Source organism: Geodermatophilus sp. SYSU D00867, assembly GCF_054050315.1.
The window spans coordinates 1-25,638 of record NZ_JBJGZC010000029.1 but is presented as its reverse complement, the minus strand read 5'-3'; the positions used below and the strand labels follow the sequence as shown (position 1 = coordinate 25,638).

At 75.3% G+C, this 25,638-nt stretch carries 22 protein-coding genes and 1 rRNA gene; 13 read left to right on the top strand and 10 right to left on the bottom strand.

The features are described from left to right. Positions 1–54: 54 nt before the first annotated feature. Positions 55–882 carry a class I SAM-dependent methyltransferase gene (locus ACI8AK_RS21115; protein ID WP_456957867.1) on the top strand — a complete coding sequence of 276 codons (828 nt, stop codon included), beginning with the start codon at positions 55–57 and terminating at the stop codon, positions 880–882. Here the strand turns inward: ACI8AK_RS21115 and ACI8AK_RS21110 are convergent. The 3 genes from ACI8AK_RS21110 to ACI8AK_RS21100 all read right to left on the bottom strand — a co-directional run bounded on the left by ACI8AK_RS21110 (position 864) and on the right by ACI8AK_RS21100 (position 3,493). Next, on the bottom strand, positions 864–1,121 hold the full coding sequence (locus ACI8AK_RS21110) for an alpha/beta fold hydrolase (RefSeq protein WP_456957865.1): 258 nt from the start codon (positions 1,119–1,121) through the stop codon (positions 864–866). The genes ACI8AK_RS21115 and ACI8AK_RS21110 overlap by 19 nt on opposite strands. A 212-nt stretch (positions 1,122–1,333) precedes the next feature. Beyond that, positions 1,334–1,564: a hypothetical protein gene (locus tag ACI8AK_RS21105; protein ID WP_456957863.1), complete on the bottom strand. Its 231-nt coding sequence runs from the start codon at positions 1,562–1,564 to the stop codon at positions 1,334–1,336. Positions 1,565–1,576: 12 nt separating this feature from the next. Beyond that, a complete protein-coding gene (locus tag ACI8AK_RS21100; RefSeq protein WP_456957861.1) occupies positions 1,577–3,493 on the bottom strand; it encodes an acyl-CoA dehydrogenase family protein in 1,917 nt (638 codons plus the stop codon). A gap of 279 nt (positions 3,494–3,772) precedes the next feature. Between ACI8AK_RS21100 and ACI8AK_RS21095 the strand changes: the two genes are divergently transcribed. After that, on the top strand, positions 3,773–4,864 hold the full coding sequence (locus ACI8AK_RS21095; RefSeq protein ID WP_456957859.1) for a hypothetical protein: 1,092 nt from the start codon (positions 3,773–3,775) through the stop codon (positions 4,862–4,864). Between the two features lie 76 nt (positions 4,865–4,940). Here the strand turns inward: ACI8AK_RS21095 and ACI8AK_RS21090 are convergent, their stop codons facing one another. Next, positions 4,941–8,036 carry an ATP-binding protein gene (locus ACI8AK_RS21090; protein WP_456957857.1) on the bottom strand — a complete coding sequence of 1,032 codons (3,096 nt, stop codon included), beginning with the start codon at positions 8,034–8,036 and terminating at the stop codon, positions 4,941–4,943. Positions 8,037–8,241: 205 nt separating this feature from the next. On the opposite strand from ACI8AK_RS21090, the gene ACI8AK_RS21085 reads away from it, so the two are divergent. Both ACI8AK_RS21085 and ACI8AK_RS21080 read left to right on the top strand, forming a co-directional pair. Beyond that, positions 8,242–8,514 carry a hypothetical protein gene (locus ACI8AK_RS21085; protein ID WP_387989402.1) on the top strand — a complete coding sequence of 91 codons (273 nt, stop codon included), beginning with the start codon at positions 8,242–8,244 and terminating at the stop codon, positions 8,512–8,514. Positions 8,515–8,585: 71 nt separating this feature from the next. Beyond that, positions 8,586–9,206, top strand: coding sequence for an iron-containing redox enzyme family protein (locus tag ACI8AK_RS21080; protein ID WP_387989399.1), 621 nt, complete (start codon positions 8,586–8,588; stop codon positions 9,204–9,206). Positions 9,207–9,259: 53 nt separating this feature from the next. Here the strand turns inward: ACI8AK_RS21080 and ACI8AK_RS21075 are convergent, their stop codons facing one another. Continuing rightward, positions 9,260–11,407, bottom strand: a complete 2,148-nt coding sequence (locus ACI8AK_RS21075) for a DEAD/DEAH box helicase (protein WP_456903635.1) — start codon at positions 11,405–11,407, stop codon at positions 9,260–9,262. Positions 11,408–11,733: 326 nt separating this feature from the next. Between ACI8AK_RS21075 and ACI8AK_RS21070 the strand changes: the two genes are divergently transcribed. From ACI8AK_RS21070 to ACI8AK_RS21040, 7 genes are all read left to right on the top strand, one after another. After that, complete coding sequence (locus ACI8AK_RS21070) at positions 11,734–12,144, top strand: metal-sulfur cluster assembly factor (RefSeq protein WP_387989393.1); 411 nt, start codon at positions 11,734–11,736, stop codon at positions 12,142–12,144. After that, entirely contained in the window at positions 12,141–13,151 is a 1,011-nt protein-coding gene (locus tag ACI8AK_RS21065) for an amidohydrolase family protein (protein ID WP_456957855.1), read from the top strand. The genes ACI8AK_RS21070 and ACI8AK_RS21065 overlap by 4 nt, the downstream gene beginning before the upstream one ends. A 299-nt stretch (positions 13,152–13,450) precedes the next feature. Continuing rightward, the gene (locus ACI8AK_RS21060) at positions 13,451–14,134 is read left to right on the top strand and encodes a hypothetical protein (RefSeq protein WP_456957853.1); all 684 of its coding nucleotides are present in this window, start codon (positions 13,451–13,453) and stop codon (positions 14,132–14,134) included. A gap of 182 nt (positions 14,135–14,316) precedes the next feature. Beyond that, on the top strand, positions 14,317–14,829 hold the full coding sequence (locus tag ACI8AK_RS21055; protein WP_387989385.1) for a MarR family winged helix-turn-helix transcriptional regulator: 513 nt from the start codon (positions 14,317–14,319) through the stop codon (positions 14,827–14,829). A 76-nt stretch (positions 14,830–14,905) separates the two neighbouring features. Continuing rightward, a complete protein-coding gene (locus tag ACI8AK_RS21050; protein WP_456957851.1) occupies positions 14,906–15,397 on the top strand; it encodes a DUF5313 family protein in 492 nt (163 codons plus the stop codon). A 350-nt stretch (positions 15,398–15,747) separates the two neighbouring features. Next, a complete protein-coding gene (locus ACI8AK_RS21045) occupies positions 15,748–17,160 on the top strand; it encodes an adenylate/guanylate cyclase domain-containing protein (RefSeq protein ID WP_387989380.1) in 1,413 nt (470 codons plus the stop codon). Between the two features lie 124 nt (positions 17,161–17,284). Next, complete coding sequence (locus tag ACI8AK_RS21040) at positions 17,285–18,565, top strand: class I SAM-dependent methyltransferase (protein WP_456957849.1); 1,281 nt, start codon at positions 17,285–17,287, stop codon at positions 18,563–18,565. Between the two features lie 3 nt (positions 18,566–18,568). On the opposite strand, the gene ACI8AK_RS21035 is transcribed toward ACI8AK_RS21040, so the two are convergent. From ACI8AK_RS21035 to recD2, 4 genes are all read right to left on the bottom strand, one after another. After that, on the bottom strand, positions 18,569–18,835 hold the full coding sequence (locus tag ACI8AK_RS21035; protein WP_387989374.1) for a hypothetical protein: 267 nt from the start codon (positions 18,833–18,835) through the stop codon (positions 18,569–18,571). A 73-nt stretch (positions 18,836–18,908) separates the two neighbouring features. Then, on the bottom strand, positions 18,909–19,958 hold the full coding sequence (locus ACI8AK_RS21030; RefSeq protein ID WP_387989371.1) for a PD-(D/E)XK nuclease family protein: 1,050 nt from the start codon (positions 19,956–19,958) through the stop codon (positions 18,909–18,911). A 69-nt stretch (positions 19,959–20,027) separates the two neighbouring features. Beyond that, positions 20,028–21,503 (bottom strand): hypothetical protein, encoded by a 1,476-nt coding sequence (locus ACI8AK_RS21025; protein ID WP_387989368.1) that lies wholly within the window; start codon positions 21,501–21,503, stop codon positions 20,028–20,030. A 101-nt stretch (positions 21,504–21,604) separates the two neighbouring features. Continuing rightward, positions 21,605–23,845, bottom strand: a complete 2,241-nt coding sequence (gene recD2 / locus ACI8AK_RS21020; protein ID WP_387989365.1) for an SF1B family DNA helicase RecD2 — start codon at positions 23,843–23,845, stop codon at positions 21,605–21,607. 147 nt (positions 23,846–23,992) lie between these two features. Between recD2 and ACI8AK_RS21015 the strand changes: the two genes are divergently transcribed. Together ACI8AK_RS21015 and ACI8AK_RS21010 are read left to right on the top strand one after the other, a co-directional pair. Then, positions 23,993–24,499, top strand: a complete 507-nt coding sequence (locus tag ACI8AK_RS21015; protein WP_456957847.1) for a single-stranded DNA-binding protein — start codon at positions 23,993–23,995, stop codon at positions 24,497–24,499. A gap of 197 nt (positions 24,500–24,696) precedes the next feature. Then, positions 24,697–25,206 (top strand): phosphohydrolase, encoded by a 510-nt coding sequence (locus ACI8AK_RS21010; protein ID WP_456903642.1) that lies wholly within the window; start codon positions 24,697–24,699, stop codon positions 25,204–25,206. A gap of 131 nt (positions 25,207–25,337) precedes the next feature. Here the strand turns inward: ACI8AK_RS21010 and rrf are convergent. After that, a 5S ribosomal RNA gene (gene rrf / locus ACI8AK_RS21005) occupies positions 25,338–25,454 on the bottom strand. Between the last annotated feature and the right edge of the window lie 184 nt (positions 25,455–25,638).

Below are 25,638 nucleotides of genomic sequence, written 5' to 3'. Positions count from 1 at the left end.
CGGAGGGCTTGGCTGGTCCCACGGGGGTGTCCGACACACCGGGGAGCCGATCCGATGGTCACCACCCTGCCGGCCCTGACGCCGCTGGAGCAGAGCCTCCTCGTGACGCTCCGCTCCCGGGCGGCGGACGCCCGCTCGCCGCGTCCCGTCCTGGGGGACGCGCTGGCCGACGAGATCGTCCGGGAACTCGGCCCGGACGCCGCCCGGGTGCGCGTCGACGCCAACCTGGTCACCAGTTGCGCGCTGCGCGCCAAGCGGCTCGACGAGATCGCGGCCGACTTCGTGCACCGCCACCCGGACGCCGTCGGGCTGGACCTGGGCGCCGGGCTGGACACCCGGTGGGCGCGGATCGCCCCGCCGCCCACCGTGGACTGGTTCGACGTCGACCTGCCCGCCGTCGTCGCCGTCCGGGACGCCGTCGTGCCCGCCCGCGCGCGGACCCGCACGATCGCCGCGGACGTGCGGGACGGGCACTGGCTGGACGCGGTCCCGGCCGGCCGTCCGGCGGTGGTCGTCGCCGACGGCCTGATCGGGTTCCTCGACCGGAGCGAGGTGACCACCCTGCTCGACCGGCTCACCGGCCACTTCCCCACCGGCGAGATCGCCTTCAACAGCTACTCCCGCTTCGCCCTCCGGGCGACCCGGCTCGTGCCCGGCACCAGGGCCGTCTCCGGGCTCCTCCGGTTCCCCGGCATCGACGACCCGCACGAGCTCGAACGCTGGGACCCGCGCCTGCACCTGGTCCGGGAGATCCTGCTCAGCCGGGAGCCCGAGGTCGCCCTGTTCCCGCCGCTGCTGCGCCTGTACCACCGGCTCGCGGCGCACAGCACGGCCTGGTCCCGCCGGGGGACGGTCGTCCTGCACTACCGCTTCCCGCGCTGACCCGTCGTCGCCGCGGCCGGGGCGGCGGGCGCGAGGGCGCGGCCGACGCCGGCCGGGGAGGCGTCGCGTCGCCGCACGCGCGCCGGCCACTCGGCGAGGAGGGCGCGCAGGACCGCCGGCCGCTCGTGGGGCAGCGCGTGCCCGGCGTCGTCGACGACGGCGAGCGTGGCGTGCGGGTGGACGTCCAGCAGGTCCACCGCGGCGGCGTACGCGACCGTGGAGTCCGTCCGCCCGGCCACGACCAGCGTCGGGCCCGGGTAGGGCGGCGCACCGTCCGGGGTGAGCTCCCAGCGGGCGCCGATCCGCGGTGCCCCGGGACGTCGCGCACGCCCGGCAGCAGCGGGCAGACCAGCGCGAGGCCCGCGACCTGCGCCGGGCGCCGCGCGGCCATCGCCCGGGCGAGGTGGCCGCCCGCCGAGTGCCCGACCAGCAGGTACCGGGTCCCCGCCGGTCACCTCGTCGGCGGAGGCGAGCAGCGCGCCGAGGACGTCGTCGGCGCTGCGCAGGGCCGCGGAGCGGGCGTCCGGCCCATCCCGGGCAGGTCGGGGTGGACGCGCCGGAGGCCGGGGACGCCGGCGAGCAGCGGCTCGAAGCACGCCTCGGTCTCGCGGTGGTCGACCTCCGCGCCGTGCAGCACCCGCACGGCCCGCCCGGTCCCGTGCTCCACGGGGTGCACCGCCACCCGGGCAGCCTCCTACCGCGCGGCCGCGGCATCCACCGGGACCGGCGCCCCGTCCGGCCGGGCGCGCGCCGGCATCATCGGGCCGTCGCCGGCGGGGTCGAGCACGTCCTCCTCGAACCACGCGTAGCGGCCGGCGAGCACCCGCTGCGCGGCCGCGTACTGGCGGTCGTCGTCGTTGGCCCACAGCTCGCGGAACAGCCGGCCGGCCCGGCGGCGGGCCTGGCCGCAGAACAGGTCGGCCAGCTCGACCGCCTCCTGGCGGTGGTCGGGCCGCTCGCGGGCGAGGGTGTCGGCGTGCACGCAGGCGCAGGCGACGGCGTAGAGCTCGGCACCGATGTCGACGATCCGCCCGAGCAGCCGGCCCTTGCGCTCCAGGCGCCCCTGGTGGCGGGCCATCGCGTAGAAGGTCGAGCGGGCGAGCTTGCGCGCGGAGCGCTCGGCCCAGCGCAGGTGCCCGGCCAGCTCGCCGAACTCGGCGAAGGCGCCGGGACGCCGGCCGGGGCCCGTGGCCAGCGCCGGGAACCACCGGGCGTAGAAGGCGCCCGCCCTCCCGGCGGCCCGCGCCTTGTCGGCCAGGCCGGAGTCGCCGAGCAGGCCGCCCGCGACCTGCAGGTGCTGGTCGACGGCCTCGCGGGCGATGAGCAGGTGCATGATCTCGGTGGAGCCCTCGAAGATCCGGTTGATGCGCATGTCGCGCAGCATCTGCTCGGCCGGCACCGGCTTCTCGCCGCGCCGGGCGAGGGACTCGGCGGTCTCGTAGGCGCGGCCGCCGCGGATCTGCACCATCTCGTCGACGGCGGTCCACCCGAGCTCGGAGCCGTAGAGCTTGGCGAGGGCGGCCTCGATGCGGATGTCGTTGCGCTTGTCGTCGGCGAGGCGGCTGGACACCTCGAGCACTGCCTCGAGCCCGAACGCGGTGCCGGCGAGCCACGCGAGCTTCTGCGCGATCGCGTCGTGCTCGCCGATCGGCCGGCCCCATTGCCGGCGCTCGGCCGACCACTCGCGCGCGATCTTCAGGGCGTACCGGGCCTCCGCCAGGCAGAACGCCGGCAGCGACAGGCGGCCGGTGTTCAGCGTGGTGAGCGCGATCCGCAGCCCCCTCCCCTCGCCGCCGATGACGTCGCCCGCGGGGACGAGGACGTCGTCGAAGCGGGTCACCGAGTTCTCGATGCCCCGCAGCCCCATGAACGCGTTGCGGTGCTCGACCGTGACGCCCGGGCGGTCGGTGGGGCAGATGAAGGCGGTGATGCCGCCCCGGTGACCCTCGGACGCGGGGACGACGGCCATCACCACGACGACGTCGGCGATGGCGCCGTTGGTCGCCCACAGCTTGGTGCCGGTGATCCGGTAGCCGGTGCCGTCGTCGGTCGGGACCGCCGTGGTGCTCATCCGGGCGGGGTCGGAGCCGACGTCGGGCTCGGTGAGCAGGAACGCCGAGACGGCGTCGCGGGCGAGCCGGGGCAGCCAGGTCCGCTTCTGCTCCTCCGAGCCGAACAGCCGCAGCGGCTCGGGCAGGCCGATCGACTGGTGCGCCGACAGCAGCGTCGAGATCGACGAGTGCCAGGTGCCGGCCAGGGCCAGCGCCCGGTTGTAGTACACCTGGCTCAGCCCCAGTCCCCCGTACTCCTCGGGGATCTTCATGCCGAGGGCGCCGAGCTCCCCGAGGCCCCGGACCACGTCGGCGGGGATCCTCGCCTCCCGCTCGATCCGCTGGGGGTCGACGCGCTCGGTGAGGAAGGCGCGGAGGCGCTCGAGGAACGCCTCCCCCTTCGCCACCGCGGCCGGGTCGAGTTCCGGCTGCGGGTGGACCAGGTCCAGGCGGAGGTTGCCGAGGAACAGCTCCCGGCCGAACGACGGCCGGGTCCACGCGGCCTCGCGGCCGGCCTCGGCGACCTGCTTCGACTGCTCGTACGTGGGGTTCGACGCCATGGGTCAGCATCGCGCCGGTCCCCACGCCGGGACAACGGTCCCCGGCGCCGGGATGCCGTGGAGGCCGGGGAGGCCGGGGAGGCCGGGGAGCGGACCGTGACGGCGCGGAGCCCGGCCTGACCACACCACCCGGGACGGCGTCCCCGTCGGGCCGGAGGAGGTCCTCCCGAGTCGCCCCTCGGACACGGGCCGTGACCTCCACGGCTGGACGGGGGCCGGGATCGCGCGTGCGGGAGGAGGATCGGGCGGCCACCCGGTCGCCGCGTCGTCGGAGGTGTCGTGGACTCCTGCGGAGAGGGCCTGCAGCCCTTCCTCCCGTACGTCCCGTCCGACCTGGTGTCCCGGCGGGCGCTGGAGAGGATCCTGTCCGTCGCGCAGCAGCTGCCGGCCGCACTGGGCGCCGGCCCGTTCGGGCTGGAGTGCCCCTTGGACGGCGCGCCCGTGGCCGACTTCTCGGTCGCGGTCCTGGCATCACGGGGCGATCCGGCGGACCTGTCCCGACTCGGGAGGGCGGACTCCGTCAGGCCCCCGGGGGACGGTCCCGGCTGGGAACGGATCCGCCGGTTCGCCTCCGCGTGGGCGGACGCCGCATCGCCGCTCCACCGTGCCGTCGAGGAGGTCTGGCTGGAGTTCGACGTCGGCTCGGCCCGGCAGGCCGCCGCGCTCACCCCCAGCGTCTTCTTCGACCCGGGACACCCGGGCCCTCGGGATCCCGCGCCGCCCCGGCGGCCCGAGGAGCTCGTCCGGATCGCAGGAGCGGCCCTGGGGATCCTCCAGGAAGGACGCCCCTCCCCCGGCACCCTGTCCGCACTGGCCGAGTTCGTCCGGGTCCTGCCGGCGACCGCCCGGGTGCGGTTCCTCGGCGCGATGATCCCGCGCGCCACCACGGCCGTCAGGGTGGTCGTGGCGGGGATGAGCCTCGGCGACGTGCTCACGTGTCTCCGGCGACCGGGGTCTCGGGGGACCACCGACGGGTTGGCACGCATCGCACCCATCGCGGACCTGGCCGATCGGATGTGGCTCGCCGTCGACGTCGACGAGACCGGGGTGGCCGAGAGGCTGGGCCTCGACTGCTACTGCGGGAGCGGTGCTCCACCGGCAGGGGACGGGGGATGGCCCCGCCTGTTGCAGGCCCTCGTCGAGGCCGGCGTCTGCACCTCCGCCAAACGAGACGCCCTGCTCGGTGCCACGGAGCTGTCGAGCCGCGTCCTCGAGGCGGCCGTGTGGCCCGAGAGCCTGCGGCGGGTCTCGAGGCTCCTGGGCCCGGGGGCCTTCGACCGGCTGGAACTCGACGTCCACCACGTCAAGGTGGTCCTCGGGCCCGGTGCACGCCTGCAGGCCAAGGGCTATCTCCGCGCGGGGTACCGATAGCGCCGGTCGGACGAGTGGAGGACCGCAGGCCCTCGGACCGTGCCCCACGGGCACGCGGACCCGGACGGGAGGGAGTTCATCCCCCCAGCCGCGTCGCGATCTCCCGCGCGCGGCGCTCGGCCGCCACGGATCCCTTCCGCTCGGCGACGGCTGCCGCCTCGTTCGCGGCCGCGGCCGCGTCCGGGATCCGGCCCAGGGACTCCATCACCCGCGCGAGGTTCACGAGGGCCAGCCAGTGCAGGAGCAACCCGTCGCTCCGCTGGATGAGGTCCACGGCCTCCCGGGCGAGCGCCTCCGCGTCCTCCACCCGTCCGCTGCGCGCAGCCACCGTGGAGGCCACCGTCCGCCAGACCATCTGGGAGTACACGTCGTCGGGCGCGGCCGCATCGCGACTCGCCCGGGCCAGGACCGCGGCCTCGTCCTGCCGCCCCACCTGCAGGACCGCCTCGCCCAGGAGTCCGGCGACCGTGGAGAACCACATCACCTCGCCCATCCCCCGCAGCGAGTCGAACCCCGCGCGCAGCACGCGTTCGGCCGCGGCGGGGTCACCGGCGAGGAGCTCCACCCACCCGGCGCTCTGCGCGTAGGGACCCGCCATCCAGACCGTCAGCGCCACCTCGCCCAGGAGGTCGTGGGCCCGTGCCAGGGACCCGCGGGCCTCCTGGGGACGGTCCAGGGCGGCCAGCAGCAGCGCCTCCGCCGTCAGCGCACTCGCCATGGTCTTCTTGTCACCGTCGGCACGCAGCAGCAGCTCGTGACAGTGCCGCAGCCCCTCCTCGCAGGGAGTCGGCCCGGCGCAGATCATCAGGGGCACCCAGGACAGCGCCTCCAGCCGGTCACGCTGGTCCCCGGCCCGGTCGGCGTTCACGCTCGCCCCGGTCCAGTGGATCGCGGCCTCCGCGAACCGGCCCCTCATCAGGCTGACGAGGCCGAGCAGGGACGACGTCATGGCGAGCCCGCGGTCGTCCTGCAGCTCGGTGAAGGCCCGCTGTGCCCGTGCCGCCTCGGCCTCGGCCACCTCCGCCCAGCCGACGGGGTCGGTGAACATCCGCATCCAGAGCCGGAGGACGGTGGCGCGGGCCCGCGTCCCGTGGTCGCCGGCCCCGGCCGCCCCCTCCATCTCCGCCACGACCTGTTGCAGGTCCTCGAAGGCACCGGTCTCCATCAGCGCGGATGCCAGTTGCGGCAGGACGGCGGTCCGCTCGGCCCGCTTCGGGTCGAGCAGCGACACCGCCCGCTGCAGCAGGTTGACGGCTGCGGGGACGTCACCCCGTCCGTGGGCCCGCAGCCCTGCCACCGACAGCTGGGTGAAGGCACGCTCGGCCAGGTCGGCGGAGCGGGAGGACGGCGGTCCCAGCTGGAGCAGCGTGTGGTGGGCCTGCTCGAGGTGGTGGCCCACGATCTCCTCGTGGCCTGCGCCGCCCTCCCCCAGCCGGCTCTGGGTCCAGGCCGCGAAGCGTTCGTGCAGGTCGACACGCTCGGCCTTCGGGATCAGCTCGTAGGCGGCGTCGCGCACGAGGCCGTGGGAGAACTCGAAGGCGTCCTCGTCCCCCGGCTCGTCGGGTCGCGGCTTGACCAGCTGCTTGCGCATCAGTGCCTGCAGGCGGGCCGCCGTCCCGGACGCCTGGCCGTCGTCGCCACAGAGAGCGGCCACGTCGCTCCAGCTGAACACCTGCCCCACGATCGCGGCCCGCTGCAGCACCACGAGCTGCTCCGGTTCCAGACGCTCCAGCCGCGCCGACATCAGGGCCTGGATCGTCGTCGGGATCGGCATGCGGACGACCGAGCGGTCCATCACCCACCGACCGGACTCGAACCGCAGCTCACCGGAGTCGGCGAGCATGCGCAGCATCTCCTCGACGAACAGCGGGTTGCCCTCGGCGACCGCGTCGATCCGCGCCTCCGCCTCGGCGTCGACGTGACCGCCGCCGACCAGCCCCTCGACGAGCTGCCGGGTCTCCTCCGCGTCGAGGGGGCGGAGGAAGACGATCTCGGCGTTCGTCCGCGGCGTCGTCCAGTCCGGTCGCTCGTCGAGCAACTGCCCCCGCGCCAGGCAGACGACCAGGAGCGGAGCCCGTCCCGTCCAGTCGGCCAGGTACTGCAGCAGCTGCAGGAAGGTCGGCTCACCCCAGTGGACGTCGTCGAACAGGACGACGAGCGGGCCGGTCGCCGCCAGCGTCTCCAGGTACCTGCGGATCGCCCAGAACAGCTCCGGGACGGAGGCCTGCGCCTCGCTGTCCCCGAGCAGGCCCGCCAGGCGGGCCATGACCAGAGCGCTCGTGTGTCCGGGCGGGAGCAGCGCGGCCGCCTTGTCCCTGGCCTGCGCGGGGGGATCCGTGGCGGCGATCCCGGCGGCGTCGCGGAGCACCTCGACGACCGGCCAGAAGGTGATGCCCTCGCCGTAGGGCCGACAGCGACCGCTCAGCACCCGACCTCGCCCCGCGAGCCGGGCGACCAGCTCGTCGGCCAGCCGTGTCTTGCCGATGCCAGGGTCCCCGACGACCGTCACCAGCTGGCAGCCGCTGCCCGCCGCGCGGTCGAAGGCCGTCAGCAGCCGGTCCAGCTCGTCCCGGCGGTCCACCAGGGCGGCGTCCAGCCGACGCCGCACCCCGGCTGCCCCGGGGATGGTGCGCTCCACCGCCCACGCCGTGACCCCGTGCGGCTTGCCCTTGAGCGTCAGGGAGCGGGGCCCCTCCGCTTCCACGGCGTCGCGGACGAGGTGGTGGGTCGCCTCGCCGATGAGGACCGTGCCGGATGCGGCGGCCTGCTCCAGCCGCGCGGCGGTGGTGACCGTGGGCCCGGTGACGTAGAGCTCCCCGTGGCCGCGCGTGCTCACCAGGGCCTCGCCGGAGTCGATGCCCGTGCGGACGGCGACGGTCCGGCCGTAGGCCCGCAGGAACTCCTCGTCCATCGCCGCGAGCCGGTCGCGGATCTCCACAGCGGCCGTGACGGCGCGCAGCGCGTCGTCCTCGTGGAGCGTGGGGACCCCGAAGACGGCCATGACGGCATCGCCGATGAACTTCTCCACGTACCCGCCGTGACGGGAGACCACCTCGTCGGCGACACGGAAGTAGTCGTCCAGCAGCGCCCGCGAGGACTCGGCGTCCAGGTCCTCGGTCAGGACGGTGGAGTCGACGACGTCGACGAACAGGACCGTGACCAGCTTCCGCACCCCACGGACAGCAGGTGGCGAGGAGCCGAGCTCGTCAGGCGGGCTGCTGACCATGACGCCGCTTCGCTTCCGCTACGGCCGGGGTTCGTCTCGCGCGTCCAGTCTGGTCGCCCCGGTGACGCCGGGACAAGCGGCACCCGCTTGACAGCGACCCGGCGGCTGCGCCCTACTGGCTGCCCCGCCGGCTCCGTCGAGGAGGCGTCCGATGGCGATGGACGACGGCACGAACCAGGAACGCCCCTGGGACGAGGCGCGCAGGGCGCTGGGACGAGTGGCCGAGCTGTTCGACGAGAACCCCGACTTCGATCTCGATGACCTCTACCGGGTGGAGGACTACGAGGCGATACCCGAGGAGGTCCGCCGGACCATCGAGGCACTCGACGCCGACGAGCGCCGGTTCGTGAACCGGATCTTCACCACGCTGGCGAGGAACCACTTCTACCTGGAGGGCCGCCTCGGCCCGCTGACCGGGTACTGATGCAGCCTCGTCCCGGCGGGACGGGCCCGGAGCCGGCGGAGAGCCGCCGGCTCCGCGGCAGACTCGAACTCGTGCTGCCCCTCGCGGTGGCGACCAGCCGGCGGATCGTCGACCACCCCGGGTTGCACGGCGTCTACCCCGAGTTCCTCGTCATGTGGCACGGCATGATCCGGGCGAGCGTGCCCCTCATGGAGACGGCCCTGACCGCGGCCCGGGCCCTCCCGGACGACCCGGTCGCCGCGCCGCTCGCGGACTACCTCGAGCACCACATCCCCGAGGAGCGCGGGCACGACGACTGGCTCCTGGCCGACCTGGAGGCCATCGGCGTCCCTCCTGACCGGGTGCTCGCCCGTGTGCCGTCGCCCCCGGTCGCCGCGCTCGTCGGGTCCCAGTACTACTGGGTGCACCACGTCCACCCCGTGGGGCTGCTCGGCTACATCGCACTGCTGGAGGGGTACCCGCCCGCGAGGCAGGACATCGACCGGATGCAGGCGGTCAGCGGATACGGACCGGAGGCGTTCCGGACGCTCCTGCTGCACGCCGAGCTGGACCCGCACCACGGACGGGAACTGGACGACCTCCTGGACGCCCTGCCGTTGTCCGGGCAGCAGCGGACGCTGATCGGGCTCAGCGGCATGGCCAGCGTGCAGCTGCTCAGCCTGGCGCAGCAGGAGCTGCTCGACCGGTTCTGAACCGGGGCGGCAGCTCCCTCGGCGCCGGTCCGGTGCGCGTGGGCTCCTGACGGTCAGGCGCCGAGGGCCTCCTCCTGCCCGGACGACGTCCGCAGCGCGTCGGTGAGGAGGGCGACCAGCGCCTCGAGCTGCACGTCCGCCGACGAGGACACCTCCTCGTCGGAGCCGTCCAGCGCCCGGGCGGCGAGGCCCGCCTTGGTGTCGATCAGCTCGGCGATCCGCGCGTCGAGGGTCTGGGCGGCGATGATCCGCCACGCGGTGACCGGCTCGGTCTGGCCGATGCGGTGGCTGCGGTCGATCGCCTGGGTCTGCTCGGCGTCGGTCCACGACAGCTCGGCGAGCACGACGTTGGACGCGACCTGCAGGTTCAGCCCCACGCCCGCCGCGGTCAGCGAGCACACCGCGACGTGGACGTCGGGGTCGGTGACGAACGCGTCGACCTCCCGCTGCCGCGCCGCCGGCGTCTGGTCGCCCCGGATGGAGGAGAACCGCACGCCCTGCCGGGCGAAGGTCTCCTCGGCGGCGTCCATGACGTCGACGTGCTTGGCGAAGAAGACGACCTTGCCGGCGCTGCGGGCCAGCTGGGCGGCGTAGTCGGCGGCCAGCCCGGCCTTCGCCCGGCCGATCCGCCGCATCATGCCGAACACGTTCTCGCCGGTCGTGGTGGTGGCGTCCTTCAGCTCGGACCGGGCCACCCGGCGCACCAGGTCGGCGTCGATCCCCTCGACGACGCCGGAGGTCCGCGCCGCGAGCGCGGTCTCGTACTGCCGCACCATCCGGCGGACCAGCTCCTGCTCGGCCGCCCGGATCGACCGGCCGGCCGCGCCGTCCAGCTCGACCGGGAGGTCGGCGATGCGGCGGGCGGGGATGTCGGCGGCGACGTCGACCTTGCGGCGGCGCACGATCCCCAGGTCGATCACGCACTGCCGGGCGGCGGCGGAGAAGCCGCGGTCCGCGGGCGTCAGGCCGGTGTCCTCGAGCGCGTCCATCAGCTCGCCGAGCGGCTTGGCGTCGTCGATCCAGCCGAGGAACTGCCAGATGGCCCGGAAGTCCTCGATGTCGTTGATCAGCGGGGTGCCGGTGAGGGCCATCAGCAGCGGCCGCACGGTGCGCGACCGGATCCGCTCGGACAGCGCGAGGACGTGCTGCGAGCGCTGCGAGGTCTTGTTCTTGATGAAGTGCGCCTCGTCGACGACCATCCCGCGGAAGCCGAAGTCGCCGAGCCAGCCCACGTGGCGGTCGAGGACCTCGTAGTTGACGACGACGACGTCGGCGAAGCCGTCGACCGTCTCGCCGTCGCCCTGCACCACGGTGGCCGGGCGGTGCGGCGTCCAGCGGCCGGCCTCCCGCGCCCAGTTGGTCTTGACGACGTTGGGCACGACGACGAGCAGCGGGTAGGCGTCCGCCGCCTCCGCGGCGAGCAGCGCCTGCGCGGTCTTGCCCAGGCCGGGCTCGTCGGCGAGCAGGAAGGTCCGGTGCCCGGCCGCGGCCGCGGCGACCAGCTGCCCCTGGTGCGGCATCAGCTCCAGCCCGGCCGGGGTGAAGCGGTCCGTCGGGAAGGGCAGGTCCATGCACGCCGGGGCCCCGCCGCCGGCGCGCTCGAAGGAGGTCAGCAGCGGGCCGAGCAGCTCCCAGCCGGCCAGGCGGCGAGGGCGCGGGGCGCGCGGGGCGGCGGCGGAGAAGTCCGGGGCGAGGAACGGGTTGGCCAGCTGCCGGGAGATGACCGACTGCGGCACGGCGCGGCGCTGGGGGGTGGCGGGCTCGTCCGGGACGTCGGCCGGCGCGGCCTCCTCGACGACCGGCTCGACACCGGCGGCCTTCTGCATCTCGCGCACGAGCGACCGGGCCGCGTCGGAGACGACGGCGTCCTCGCCGAGCAGCGCCAGCAGCCCGGCGTCGCGGACGGCGGTCGTCGCGAGGATGGTCGCCACGCCGTCCAGGCGCTTGAGCTGCTCGCTCCGGCGGCCGTCGCTGAGGCCCGTGTCCGCGCGGACGCGGGCGCGCTCGTCGCGCAGCAGCAGCGCGACGGCCTGGAACCGCGTGCGCACGGAGGGCGTCACGCGCCCGCGCCGGGCGGCCGCCTCCACGTCCCGGACGGTGCGGGCGAGCACCGCGACGACGTCGTCGTCACGGCGGCCCCGCCGCTGGTCGCGCGGGGCGCTGCGGCGAGCGCCTGACTGGCGCTGGCCTGGTCGAGCCAAGGATCCTCCTCTGCAGTGCCGGGCACGGTCGCCGCGGCAGCGTCGCGCACGGTCCCGCGGCCGGAGCGGGGACGCTCCGGACGGGGTCCGGTGCCCCGCGTCGGGCGGGGCGCCCGAGGGCGCCCGGGGACCGCGGACGGCGGCCCGGGAGCCCCGGCCGGCGGGAGGTCGCCGTCGGGCGACCCGCTCCGGTCCCGGGGGCGGGGCCTCCATGGTGTCAACACCCGGGGAGCCGCGCTGTTCCCGGGCCCTCCCCCGCCGGCCGGACGGGACCGGTCGTGGCCGAACCCCTGGTCCGACTGTGGCACAGGTCACACCATGGCGGGATGACGCAGCCGTCCCCCGCGGTGCCCGGGTGGGCCGCCCGCGCGCTGTCCACCGTGTTCGACCCCTGCTGCCGGGAGAAGGGCATCTCCGTCGTCGACATGGGCCTGCTCCGGTCGGTCGACGTCCGCGACGGCCACGTCCGGGTCGAGCTGCTGCTCACCTCGGGCTGGTGCCCGTTCGCCGCCCGGGTGGTCAGCGACGTCGAGACGGCGATCCGGCAGCAGCCCGGCGTCGAGACCTGCGAGGTGGAGGTCGTCTGGGACGAGGCCTGGACGACCGACCGGCTCTCCCCCGCGGCCGCCCGCCGGCTGCGGTCCCTCCCCGACCCCGTCGCCGTCCCCGACCGCGACGCCTTCCTCACCGCCCACCGCTCCCGGCCGCTCGGCCCCAGCCCAGGAGGACGACCATGATCGGCGACGCATTCGTGTTCGACGGGGTCGCGCACCCGTTCAACTTCACGGCCAAGAACGCGTTCGGGTCACCGGGGCAGATGTTCGCCAACCACCTGTACGCCTTCCACACGACGCTGACCCCGGACGGCGAGCCGACGCTGTCGGCGGAGGAGTTCCTCCGGGAGTGGACGCCGGCCGACATCCGGCAGATGGTCTACGAGCAGTCCGACACCGACATGCTGGCCGCGATGCCGCTGCCGCTGACCGACCTGTTCCGCGACGGGCTCTCCCCGTGGGAGACGTGCGCGGAACTGGCGATGCGGGACCCGGACCGGACGGTGTTCTGGGGCTCGGTGAACCCGCTCGAGGGACGCCGGGCGCTGGACCTGATGGAGCGCCAGGTCGGCGAGTTCGGCGCCAGGGCGTTCAAGTTCTACAACGTCCGCTACGACTACGGCTCCCCGTTCCCGTGGCGGATGGACGACCCGAGGGTCGCCTTCCCGGTGTTCGAGAAGGCCCAGGAGCTCGGGGTGAACCTCATCGGCGTGCACAAGGGCGTGCCGCTGGGGCCGCAGCCGGTCGAGGCGACCCAGACCTGGGACATGGACGGCGCCGCGGCCGCCTTCCCGGACATCAACTTCGTGATCTTCCACGTCGGGCTGCCGTTCATCGACGAGACCTGCTGGCAGCTGATCCGCTGGCCCAACCTGTACGCCTCGCTGGCGGCGACGATCAACTTCCTCGTCCGGGCGCCGCGGATGTTCGCCGAGATCCTCGGCAAGCTGCTGTTCTGGTGCGGCGAGGACAAGATCGTCTACGGCTCGGAGGCGCCGATCTTCCACCCGCAGTGGGCGCTGCGGGCCTTCATGGACTTCTCCATCCCGCAGGACCTGTGCGAGGGCTACGGCTATCCGCAGCTCACGGACGTCGCCAAGCGGAAGATCCTCGGCGAGAACCTGCTCCGCCTGCACGGGTTCGACGTGGAGGAGACGAAGGCGCGGCTGGGCCGCCCCCAGCAGCACTGATCCCGCGTCGGGGACGGAGGACGATCCGGCCGGCGGCGCTGCCGGGCAGCCGCGGCGGCTCGCCGCGCTCGGGGAGCGCGTGCGCGCGGGGCTCCTTGCCGCCGCCCCGTCCGGTGACCGTCCGTGCCCGGCTCACGGCGGAGTGAGCGACTCGCCCGGGGACCCGGGAGACCACGCCGCGGAACTGGCAGGTGTCGTGCACCCGGCACCGGGACTTCGGCGACAGCGGACGCACGGTCCCCCTGGTGACGCCTGCGCGGACTGTCGATCCTCACGGCCTCAGATCCGAGGAGGTCCCCGTGAACCGCTCCGCGCTCGTGTCGTCGCTCCTCACCGGCGCCCTGCTGCTGGCCGGCTGCTCGGGCGGAGCGGACGGCACGGCCTCTCCGACCACCGGCAGCTCCGCGAGCCCCTCCGTCGAGGCGTCCGCGACCCCGCCGCCGGCACCGGCCGACGCGACCGACGACGGCACCACGACCGACGACGGCACCACCACCACGGACGACGGCACCGCGGACGACGGCACCGCGGACGACGACGGCACCGCGGACGACACCACCGCCGCCGACGACGACGGCACCGCCGCGGGGACCTCGGCGCCCCAGGACCCCGGTGACGAGGGCACGGGTGACGAGGGCACGGGTGACGAGGGCACGGGCAACGGGACCGAGGGCCTCCCCGGCTGGCCGATCGAGTCCACCCCGACGCACGGCGCCCTCCTCTGGGCCGCCTACGTCGCCGTCGGAGCACCCGGCGACCCCGCGCTCCAGCAGGTCCTCGCCGACGTCCAGGAACTCTGGCCGGGCGCCGGCCTGGGCGAGCTGGCGTGTGACGAGGGGGCGGCAGAGGCGCTGGGCCGCGACCGGTCGGAGCACGCCGTCGCCGTGTACTTCCCCACCGAGCAGCACGTCACCGAGTTCCGCAGGCGCTGGGAGGCGCCGTTCGTCGGGGCCGTCCGGGTGACCACGCTCTGCGCGGACTGACGGCGGGCGCGCCGGGCGGTGGGCGCCCGGCAGCCGCGGGCCGGGCACGACGTCGAGGTGGCGCCGGGCCCGCACGGCACCTCCCGCACCACGGGCCGGCGCGCCGCCCCTGCGCTGCCGGGAGTGACCGGGAACCCGTTGGCGGCCGAACCGTTGGTGCCCCAACGTCTTACCCTGGCGGGGTGACCACGAGCCAGACGCCGCAGGCTCCCGCCGGGTCCGAGGACCTGCGCGCCCTCGCCTCCGAGGACGTGCTCGCCCTCGACCGGCAGGTGTGCTTCGCGCTCTCGGTGGCCGCGCGCAACGTGGTCGCCGTCTACCGTCCCGTCCTCGAACCGCTGGGCCTGACCCATCCGCAGTACCTGGTGATGCTCGCGCTGTGGCAGCACGGGTCGCTGTCGGTGAAGCGGCTGTCGGGGCTGCTGCAGCTCGACCCCGGCACCCTCTCCCCCCTGCTCAAGCGGCTCGAGACGGCCGGCCTGCTGCGCCGTGAGCGCGACCCCGCGGACCAGCGCAACCTGGCGCTCGCGCTGACCGAGGAGGGGCTGGCGCTGCGTGCCCGGGCCGAGGCGATCCCGGCCGGCGTCGTCGAGCGTCTCGGCATGCCCCTCGAGGAGCTGGTGAGCCTGCACGGGGCCCTCGCCCGGGTGATCGCCGCCTCGCAGGAGGCGCTGGCCGCCCGCGATCGAGCGTGAACCGCCCCGACTGTCGGGTCCGACACATGGTCCACCAATGCTTGGTGCCCCATGGGATCCGGGGGACGATGGAGGCGTGGCCGTCACCGAGCAGGAGCACACCACCGACATGACCCAGCCCAGCCCGACGTCCGGCGCGCCGGCCGACCCCGTCGTCCGCCCCGCCCCCCACCGGTGGCTGTGGTACGCCCTCGGCGGCGGACTCCCCCGGCGCAACCGCGGCTGGGTCCTGTTCGACACGACGACGAGCACCTGGTGGGCGCGCCACGTCGTGCGCAGCCTCGTGCAGATGGCGGTCCCCATCGCCCTGGTCATGCTGCTGCTGCCGGCCGGCTGGGGGCTGCGGCTGGCGGCGGCCGGCGGGGGCATCGCGCTGGGGATGGTCTACTCGCTGGCCTACATGGTGGAGGCGACCGAGAACCGCGTGGTCAAGGCCGGCTACCCGGTCGGCACCGCCGCCGCCCACCGCGAGGCCCGGTGGGAGGCGCGCGAGCAGCGCGACCGGCAGCGCCGCCAGGCCGCGGCGGCCCGGCGCGCCGCCCGCTACCGCGACCGGACGGGCCGCTAGGTGCGCAGCCGCCGGGTGCACTGACCGGCGGCTCCGGTCGACGGCGGGTACCGCGGTGCTGGTGCCCGCCCCCTTCCCGGGAGCACACTGCCCTCCGTGGCCTCGGCACCGGCCACGTCGGCCGGGAGCGCACGCCGCCGGCTCCGGGAGGAGCCCCCGCGGCGCAGCCGTCCTCGTGCCCGTCCCGGGGAGGTGCGGTGAGCGGCCGGCACCGCGACCCCGCGACCGGGTCCCCACTCCGTCACCGCCGGGAGGACGTCGCCCCGGCACTCGCGGGCGCGGGGCGGACCACACCCGGCACCCTCGCCCACCTGATCGCCGTCCACGGACGCCGGCCGACGGTCGCGGCGATGCTGCTGGTCGCGATGGCCCTCCCCCTGGTCGGGCTGGTGTTCCTGCTGCGCAGCGACTTCGAGGGGCTGCACTGGACCGGGCCGGCGCTGCACTTCTCCGTCTTCCTGACCGTCGGGGCCGTGGCGGCCAGCCTGTCGCTGGTCGCCGGGGAGGCGGCCCGCCGGCGCGGGGACGCCCGCGTCCTGCTCCTGTCCCTGGCGTTCCTCGCGACCAGCGGCTTCATGGCGCTGCACGCCGTCGGCACCCAGCACGTGCTCACCCACGACGCGCTGCCCGGCTTCACCGTCGCCATCACGACCGGGCTGCTCGTCGCCGCCCCCTTCGCCGCGGCCTCGGCGCTGGTGGACGCTCGGCCCCCGGCCGAGGCGTGGGTGGCGCGCCACCGGCGGGCGCTGCGCGGCGCCGTCCTCGGGTCGATCGTCGTCTGGGGGCTGTGGTCGGTGGCCGAGTGGCCGCCGCTGCAGCAGGTGAGCGCCGAGGGCGGGGAGCACGTCGCGCTCACGGCGGCCGCGGCGGTCGGCGCGCTCCTCTACCTGCTGGCGGCGGTCCGCCTCTGGTGGGTCAACCGGAGCCACTTCGGGCTGCTGCTCTTCAGCGTCGTGGCCTGCTACGGCCTGCTCGCGGAGGCCCTGGTGGGCGTGGCGCTGGCCGGCGAGCGCAAGTGGCACCCCGCCTGGTGGGTGTGGCACGCGCTGATCGTCATCGCCTACCTCCTGGTCTTCGCCGCCGCGCGGCGCGAGTGGCGCGACGAGCGCTTCCGCACCCTCTACCTGCCGACGACGCGCGAGCACCGCGGCGAGGTGTCCGTCCTGGTCGGCGACCTGGCGGGCTTCACCACCTTCACCGCCCGGCGCGACGCGGTGGAGGTCGCGGCCATGCTGCGGGCCTACTACGAGCGGGCCGCGCCGCTGATCTCCCGGAGGTTCGGCGGCGAGGTGGAGAAGTTCGCCGGCGACGGCGTGTTCGCCACGTTCAACCGCGCCGGGGACCAGCCCGACCACGCACTGCGCGCGGTGGAGGCGGCCGCGGCGCTGCAGGCGGAGGTGGCGCGGATCCGCGCCGAGCACCCCGACTGGCCGGGGCTGCGGATCGGCGTCGAGAGCGGCCCGGTCGTGTTCAGCGAGATGGGCGGCAGCGGCTACCTGGTCTACCCCGCCGTCGGGGACACCGTGAACGTCGCGGCCCGGCTGCAGCAGCACGCCCCGGTCGGCGGCGTCCTGGTCGGCACCGGGACGCGCGACCAGCTGCCGGGCGCGGTCGACCTCGTGCCGGTGACGGGACTGCAGCTCAAGGGCAGGGACGCGGCGGTGGACGCCTACCTCGTACAGCTCCCCCTGCGGACCTCCGCCGTCCCGGCCCCGCGGCCCGGCGGCAGGCGCGGCGCCTCCTCGGCCCGGTCCGCGCGCTGACCGGCCCGGACGGGCGGCCCGCCCGGCGTGGTCGAACCCGGTGCGGGACGGGGCGGTCCGCTGGCACGGTGCCTCCTGCACGGGGGGAGGCGCAGGCGACGTGGCCGCGGCGAGAGGAGCCGACATGGGCACGAGGGAGGTGGCGCCCCGGGCGGCGCACGCGCTGGCGACGCTCCTCGGCGCCGACGGGTTGCCCGTCCGGCTGCGGGCCTGGGACGGCAGCGAGACCGGCCCGGCGGGCGCACCGGTGGTCGTCGTCCGCTCGCGGCGGGCGTTCCGCCGGGTCCTGTGGTCGCCGGTCCAGCTCGGCCTGGCCCGCGCCTACGTCGCCGGCGACATCGACGTCCCCGGCGACGTGTTCGCCACCCTCACCGCGCTAGGCGTGCTCGCGACGTGGGGACAGGGGGAACCGGCCCCGCCGCTGCGCCCGTCCGCGCGCTGGGCGCTGCTGCGCACCGCCGCCCGGCTGGGCGCCGTCGGGCCGCCGCCGGCCCCGCCGGCGGAGGAGGCCCGCGTCGGCGGGACCGGGCTCCGCCACTCCCGCGGCCGGGACGCCGCCGCGATCGCCCACCACTACGACGTCGGCAACGACTTCTACGCCCTCGTCCTCGGGCCCACGCTGGTCTACTCCTGCGCGGTGTGGATCGACGAGCGCACCGGCCTCGACGCCGCCCAGGAGGCCAAGCTCGACCTGGTCTGCCGCAAGCTCGGGCTCCGGCCCGGGATGCGCGTGCTCGACGTGGGCTGCGGGTGGGGCGGCCTGGCGCTGCACGCCGCGCGCCGGTACGGCGCCGACGTCGTCGGGGTCACGCTGTCCGCCCAGCAGGCCGCCCTGGCGCGCGAGCGGGTCGCGGAGGCGGGCCTGGCCGGCCGGGTCGAGGTGCGGGTGCAGGACTACCGCGAGGTCACCGACGGGCCGTTCGACGCGATCGCCTCGATCGGGATGGCCGAGCACGTCGGCCGGCAGCAGATGCCCGGGTACGCCGCGCACCTGCGCGACCTGCTGCGCCCCGGCGGCCGGCTGCTCAACCACGCCATCGCATGGCGCGACGGGCGGTGGCGGCCGGACCCGGACTCGTTCATCGCCCGCTACGTCTTCCCCGACGGGGAGCTGCTGGGCCTGGCGGAGACCGTCGGCGCGCTGGAGGACGCCGGCCTGGAGGTGCTCGACGTGGAGGCGCTGCGCCGGCACTACGCCCTGACCCTGCGCGCCTGGGTCGCCCGGCTGGAGCGGCACTGGGACGAGGCGGTGGCCGCCGCCGGCGAAGGGCGCGCCCGGGTGTGGCGGCTGTACATGGCGGCGTGTGCCCTGGCGTTCGAGGCGGGCACCATGGGCGTCGACCAGGTGCTCGCCCAGCGGCCCGGCGGCGCGCCGCCCCCGCTGCGGCGCACCGCGTGGGTGTGAGCCTCAGGCGACGTCCTGCGCCGGCGCCCCCGGACCCGGCTCGGCGAGGATCCAGCCGGTGCGCCCGTGCAGCGGCGGGGTCTTGGTGCCGTCGGTGAACCAGACGACGACGCCGCCGTGCGCCCGGCAGCGCGAGCGCACCACCCGGACCCGGCCCCCGCGGGCGGTCTTGACCGGCCGGACGAGCGGGAGGCCGAAGTCGGTGCCGATGACGTCGCCGGTCAGGACCGGCTCCCCGGCGGACAGGTGGGACGTCGGGACGGTGGTCATCAGTGCCTCCGGGATGTTCTTCGAACGTGTGTTCGATGGTGCACCCGAGGGGTGACGTCGCGCCACCGGGTCCTCAGTCGGGCCGGATCCCGTTCCGCGTGACCCGGATCGTGGACGCGCTGCGGGTGCGCCGGGTGGGCACGACCTCGCCGAGCTCGGCCAGCCGCTCGACCGCGGCGTCCTTGTCGACCTGCGTGCGCATCCCGCCGCCGGACCACTCGCAGTGCAGGTCGCCGGCCGGCCCGGAGCGGCCCCGCAGCCGCTCGCGGGCGAACTCCTTGTGGCGCCGCGCCTCGTTCTCCGCCGCCCGCCAGGCGTCGTAGTCGTGGACGGCCTCCACGTAGTCGGCGTCGGTGACCGTCAGCCGGGACTGGCGGGACACCTCGCCCTCCGTCTCGGGGTCCACCGGCGGCCCCCAGCACAGGTCGAGGAACGGGCACCAGTCGCACATCCCGTCCACGCCGGGCCCGAACCCGTCGCGCGGGACGGCGTCGACGCCGTCCTCCTCCACGGTGGCGTAGACGTCGGTCAGCCACATGAGCGCTTCGGCGGTCAGCGCCGGGTCGTGGTCGGCCTCGAAGACGACGTCCTCGCCGGAGTCGCGGGACAGGTAGCGGATCCGCAGGCCCTCGACGTCCTGCCCGTCCCCCGACGGCAGCCGCCGGTCGGCGGTCTGCCCGGTGCGCAGCAGCCACCCGTAGAGGGCCACCTGGAACCAGTGCCGGACCGGCACGCCGCGGGTGAGGACCCGCTCGAAGCCGAACCGCGACGTCGTCTTGAGGTCCTCCACCACCGGCTCGTGCCACCAGTCGCAGCGGCCCTTGACCTGCTCGCCCCGCAGGCCCACCTCGGTCAGCCCGCCGTACTGGCGGCGCAGCGCCCGGAGCACCCCGCGGTGCAGCTCGGTGCCGATGAAGGCCTGCAGCCCGGCGCGGGCGTTGGTGGGGCGGCGGCGGGCGATCCGGTAGGCCGCCCGGCGGCGGCACTCGCCGACCTCGGAGGCGCCGATCATCCGCTGCCGGGAGCGGGCCCGGCGGCTGTCGAGGTCCCGGACCGCCGCGGCCAGGCTGGGCGCGGCCCGCCGCTCGGCGGCGCTGGGGCGCGCGGGCAGCACGGCGGTCACCGTCCCGCCTCCCGGAGGAGGCGGCGGCGGAGCGGGGCCGGGTGGACCGGCCCCGCTCCGTCCCGCGGCTCAGGCGACGTCCGCACGACCGTCGTCGCCGTCCCGGCGCTCGGCGATGACCGCGCGCACCAGTGCGGTCAGCCGCTTGGTGGCCACGTGCTCGACGGACCGGCCGAACCGGGCGCCGATCTGCTCGTCGGTCACGCCCAGGCTCTCCAGGCTGGCCAGCACGCCCCGGCGGGCCGCGGTGTTCCGCCGCTCCCGCGGGTCGTCCGGGGTCGGCGAGGACTCCAGCAGCGGGTTCGCCGGCGCGGCCTCCTCGGCGTCGGGCCGGGGCGCCGAGACGGCGGCCTGCGCGGCCGCCGCCGCGGCCTGGGCGGCCTGCAGCACCGCGGCGGGCGTCTGCGGGACCGACGGGTCGCCGGCCGCGACCCGGCGCCGGCCGGCGGGGTGGGCCTCCACCGACGCCTCGACCAGCTGCTCGTGCCGGGCGCGGATCAGCTCCGCGACCGTGTACGAGCCGCCGGCGGTGGGGACGTCGGCCTGCAGCAGGCCGTTGCGGTTGGCCTCGGTCCAGACCGCGCGCAGCTCGTCGTCGTCGCGGGCGTCGTCGATCCGCGCGACCAGGTCGGCGGCGTCCGGCTCGCCCCGCCCGCCGGCCCGGGCGGCCGGGCGGGCCTGCTGCGCCTCCTCGGTGCGCTCGTGGTCGAGCAGCCCGCCGCCGTGGAAGGAGACGAGGTCGCGCACGTGCGCGGTGCCCGGGTCGCACTTGAGCGCGTCGAACACCAGCCACTCCAGCAGCCGGCCGGAGGCCTTCGGGTCGGTGACCTCGCGGGCCGGGTCGTCGTTGGGCTTGATGCCCACGTGCACGCTGCGCGCGCCGACGATCAGCGGCCGGCGGCCGCGGCGCAGCCGCATCCACACGCTCGCCGCGTACGGGAACTCCCGGTGGGTCTGCACCGACCAGGTCTTCTGCCCCTCGATCGGGCGGCCGTTGCTGTCGACCTCGGTGACCTCCTTGCCGCGGGCGGTCACGACGACGATCCCCGGGAAGGTGAGCAGCTCGGTCTGCAGCTTGCGCCAGCGGGCGCCGGCGTCGTTCCACAGGTTCTGGCTGATGGTCACCTCGGCGTTGGGGTCGCGCTTGAGCAACTCGCGGTTGCGGGCGGACTTCGCGGCGCGCTCGCTGGCCCAGTCCTTGAGGCCGTCCCAGATCGCCGAGCCGGTGTCGATGCCGAGCACGACCGGGGGCTCGCCGGCGTCGGAGGCGCGGCGGGCCTCGGCCTTGACCGCCTGGACGGCGGCGAGCACCGCGGCGTAGGAGCCGTCGTGCTCGATGAGCTGGTACCTCGCACCGGGGATCGCGCCGTACTCGTCACCGGCGCCCTCGTTGAGGTCGATCCAGTAGAGCGCGCCGATCCGGTCACTGCTGCTGAACTGGGCCAGCGCCCAGCTCTTTCCTGCCTTCTCCTCGCCCTCGAGGAGGATGCACGGCCACGGCACGCGGCCGGTGGGCTTGCGGGTCTTGAGGCCAGGGACGGCCATGTCGGACTCCTTGATGACACGGGGAAGATGTCGATCCCGAACCTACGGAGGGGTACCGACAAAACGGCGTGTCGACTTGACACCCCGTCCCGGGAACCGCGTCAGTCCTGGTCCGGGCCGTCGTCGGAGGACACCCGGCCGCGCAGCCGGTGGGCGAGGGCGGTGTGCCGGCGCCCGGAGCCGGCGGCCCGCACGGCCTGGGCCAGCGCCCGGGGCGAGCCGACCAGCACGACGAGCTGCTTGGCCCGGGTGACCGCGGTGTAGAGCAGGTTGCGCTGCAGCATCATCCAGGCGCTGGTGGTCAGCGGGACGACGACGCACGGGTACTCGCTGCCCTGCGAGCGGTGCACGGTGACCGCGTAGGCGTGCACCAGCTCGTCGAGCTCGGCGAAGTCGTACTCGATCGCCTCGTCCTCGTCGGTGACCACGGTGACCTTCTGGTCCACCGGGTCGATCGCGGTGACGACGCCCTGGGTGCCGTTGAAGACGCCGTTGCGGCCCTTGTCGTAGTCGTTGCGGACCTGGGTGACCTTGTCCCCGACGCGGAACACCCGCCCGCCGAAACGCTTCTCCGCGCGGTCGGGCCGCGCCGGGGTGAGCGCCTCCTGCAGCAGCTCGTTGAGCCCGGCGGCCCCGGCGGGGCCGCGGTGCACCGGGGTGAGCACCTGGACGTCGCGGCGCGGGTCGAGGCCGAACCGGGCCGGGATCCGCCGGGTGACGACGTCCACGGTGAGCCGGGCGGCCTCCTCGGCGTCGTCGGTGGGGAACAGGAAGAAGTCGTCGAGGCCCTGCACCTGCGGCGGGGTGCCGGCGTTGATCCGGTGGGCGTTGGTCACCACGCCGGACCGGCTGGCCTGCCGGAAGACCTGCGTCAGGCGCACGTGCGGCACCGGGGTGCCCTCGGCGAGCAGGTCGCGCAGCACCTCGCCGGCGCCGACCGACGGCAGCTGGTCGACGTCGCCGACCAGGAGCAGGTGCGCGCCCGGCGGGACCGCCCGCACCAGCTTGTTGGCCAGCAGCAGGTCCAGCATCGAGGACTCGTCGACGACGACCAGGTCGGCGTCGAGCGGCCGGTCCCGGTCGTAGGCGGCGTCGCCGCCGGGGCGCAGCTCCAGCAGCCGGTGGACGGTCACCGCCTCGACCCCGGTCAGCTCGGTGAGCCGCTTCGCCGCCCGGCCGGTCGGTGCCGCCAGCACGATCCGCGCGCCCTTGGCCTTCGCGAGGGTGACGATCGAGCGCACCGTGAAGCTCTTGCCGCAGCCGGGTCCGCCGGTGAGGACGGCGAGCCGCTCGGTCAGGGCCAGCCGGACGGCGTCCCGCTGGCCGGGCGCGAGCTCGACGCCGGTGCGCCGGTGCAGCCAGGCCAGCGCGGCGTCCCAGTCGACGGTGGCGAAGGCCGGCATGCGGTCCTCGGCCGCGGTGGCCAGCCTCCGCAGCCCGGCGGCGAGGGAGACCTCGGCCCGGTGGAAGGGGACGAGGTAGTGGGCCACGGTGGGCGGGGCGCCGTGCGCGCCGGGCAGCTCGTCGCGGATCAGTCCCTGGTCCGCGACCAGCAGGGCCAGGCAGTGGCGCACCAGGTCGGCGGGGACCTGCAGCATCTCGACCGCGCGGGCCATGAGTTCCGGCTCGGGGAGGAAGCAGTGGCCCTGCCCGGTCGCCTCCGAGAGCACGAACTGCAGGCCCGCCTCCACCCGCTGGGTGCTGTCGTGCGGGATGCCGACCGCGGCGGCGATCGTGTCGGCCGTCTTGAAGCCGATGCCCCAGACCTCGGCGGCCAGGCGGTAGGGCTCCGTGCGGACGACGCCGATCGAGGCGCCGCCGTACTGCTTGTAGATGCGCACGGCGAGCGAGGTGGAGACCCCGACGCCCTGCAGGAAGACCATCACCTCCTTGATGGCCCGCTGCTCCTCCCAGGCCTCGGTGATCAGCCGGGTGCGCTTGGGGCCGAGCTTGGGCACCTCGGCCAGCCGGGCCGGCTGCTCCTCGATCACCCGCAGCGCGTCGGCCCCGAAGTGGTCGACGATCTGCGCCGCCAGGCGCGGGCCGATCCCCTTGACCAGCCCCGAGCCGAGGTAGCGCCGGATGCCCTGCACCGTGGCCGGCAGCACGGTCGTGTAGTCCTCGACCTGGAACTGGCGGCCGTACTGGGGGTGCGCGCCCCAGCGACCGCGCAGCTGCAGCGTCTCCCCCGGCTGGGCGCCGAGCAACGAGCCCACCACGGTGACCAGGTCACCTCCGCGCCCGGTGTCGACCCGGGCCACGGTGTAGCCGGTCTGGGCGTTCGCGAACGTGATCCGCTCCAGCGTCGCCTCCAGGACCGCCCCCGTCCGCGCCTCTGCCACTCGCCGTCCCCTCGCTGCTCCGCCGTCCCCCCCGATCGTCACACCACCCGATGACGAAATCCGCGGAGCGCACGGAACTGTCGGACGGTGCTCGTAACCTCCGGACGCTCACCTGAGCGATGCACTGACAACACGGAGGACCGGATCATGGCCGGCGACACTGTCATCACCGTCATCGGCAACCTGACCAGCGACCCTGAGCTGCGTTTCACGCCCTCGGGAGCGGCGGTTGCCGACTTCACCATCGCCTCGACCCCCCGCACCCTGGACCGCCAGACCCAGGAGTGGAAGGACGGCGACGCGCTCTTCCTGCGCTGCAGCTGCTGGCGCCAGATGGCCGAGAACGTCGCGGGGTCGCTGACCCGCGGCTCCCGGGTCATGGCGCAGGGGCGCCTCAAGCAGCGGTCCTTCGAGACCAAGGAGGGCGAGAAGCGCACCGTCATCGAGCTCGAGGTCGACGAGATCGGCCCGTCGCTGCGGTACGCGACGGCGACCGTCGCCAAGGTTGCCCGCTCCGGGGACGGTCCCGGTGGGGGTCCCGGTGGCGGACAGGGTCCCCGGGAGGTCCGCAACGGTGCCGGCCGGGGCAGCTCGCCCGATCCCTGGGCCGCGGCGCCGGTCGGCGGCTTCGCCGAGGAGGAGCCGCCGTTCTGACCGGGACGGTGCCGGCTCCGCGGTCCCTGACCCCGGGGCCGGCACCGTCCCGGCGCCCGGCTCGCCCGGGCCCGCTGCCTCGAGCGCGGGTCCGGGCGGGCTCCGTCGACCACGTGCGGCTGTGATCCCGTCGGAGCGCCGACCGACACGGCCCGCACGGGGACCCGGCGCGCCGGGCACCGCCTAGCCTCGGACCCGTGGCGTTCACCGTTCCCGACGCCCACCTCCTCGCCCTGGCCGCCCACGAGGGGCAGACCGACGAGCACGGCCGGGACCTCTACCTGGCGCGCTTGCGACCGATCGCCGAGTCGCTGCGGCCGTACGGGCCGGAGGCGGAGATGGCCGGCGTGCTGCAGGACGTCGCCCGGACGACCGCGGACCATCCCGATCCCGCCCGCCGCTACGACCTGCCCCGGCTGCTCGCCCTGGGTGTCCCGGCGGTCGTCGTCGAGGCGATCGACGCCGTGACGCCCCGTCCGGGCGAGCCCTACATCGCCGGCCTCATCCGGCGGTGTGCGGCGCACCCGCTCGGCCGCCTGGTCAAGCTGGCCGAGAACCAGCACCTGCTCGCGGCCGCCGCCCAGCAGGCAGCCACCGACCCGGCCCGGGCGCGCAGCCTGCGGGAGGGCCGGTACCGGCCCGCGCGGCGGATCCTGCTCGCGGCCGAGGCCGCGGACCCCGTCCACGGCCGGCGCGTCCTCGTCTGAGGACATCGGCGAGGGTTTCGTCAGGACGCAACAGCAAAGCCATTGCAGCCACGCGGTCCTACCCCGTGCTCTTCTGGGGAATGCCGGAAGGGCCCCGCACCGTGGTGGTGGGGGGCCCTTCCTGAATGGTTGTCCGGCGGCGTCCTAGTCTCCCACCCCGTCTCCGGGGCAGTACCATCGGCGCTGAGAGGCTTAGCTTCCGGGTTCGGAATGGATCCGGGCGTTTCCCTCTCGCCATGGCCGCCGTAACACTGTGAACGTCGCCCCGGCCCACTCCGGATACCGCCGGAGGTGGGGGGGTTGGCTGCGTTCAGAACTGCACAGTGGACGCGTGGTGCACACCTGTTGTGTGTTGGCAGGAAGGTGTGTGGTCAAGCCCTCGGCCTGTTAGTACCGGTCAGCTCCACGCCTTGCGGCGCTTCCACTTCCGGC

Excerpts from the sequence above, each read along its gene's own strand:
- ACI8AK_RS21115 (WP_456957867.1), top strand. The coding sequence starts at position 55 with ATGGTCACCACCCTGCCGGCCCTGACGCCGCTGGAGCAGAGCCTCCTC.
- ACI8AK_RS21100 (WP_456957861.1), bottom strand. The coding sequence starts at position 3,493 with ATGGCGTCGAACCCCACGTACGAGCAGTCGAAGCAGGTCGCCGAGGCC.
- ACI8AK_RS21085 (WP_387989402.1), top strand. The coding sequence starts at position 8,242 with ATGGCGATGGACGACGGCACGAACCAGGAACGCCCCTGGGACGAGGCG.
- ACI8AK_RS21070 (WP_387989393.1), top strand. The coding sequence starts at position 11,734 with ATGACGCAGCCGTCCCCCGCGGTGCCCGGGTGGGCCGCCCGCGCGCTG.
- ACI8AK_RS21065 (WP_456957855.1), top strand. The coding sequence starts at position 12,141 with ATGATCGGCGACGCATTCGTGTTCGACGGGGTCGCGCACCCGTTCAAC.
- ACI8AK_RS21045 (WP_387989380.1), top strand. The coding sequence starts at position 15,748 with ATGCTGCTGGTCGCGATGGCCCTCCCCCTGGTCGGGCTGGTGTTCCTG.
- ACI8AK_RS21040 (WP_456957849.1), top strand. The coding sequence starts at position 17,285 with ATGGGCACGAGGGAGGTGGCGCCCCGGGCGGCGCACGCGCTGGCGACG.
- ACI8AK_RS21035 (WP_387989374.1), bottom strand. The coding sequence starts at position 18,835 with ATGACCACCGTCCCGACGTCCCACCTGTCCGCCGGGGAGCCGGTCCTG.
- ACI8AK_RS21025 (WP_387989368.1), bottom strand. The coding sequence starts at position 21,503 with ATGGCCGTCCCTGGCCTCAAGACCCGCAAGCCCACCGGCCGCGTGCCG.
- ACI8AK_RS21015 (WP_456957847.1), top strand. The coding sequence starts at position 23,993 with ATGGCCGGCGACACTGTCATCACCGTCATCGGCAACCTGACCAGCGAC.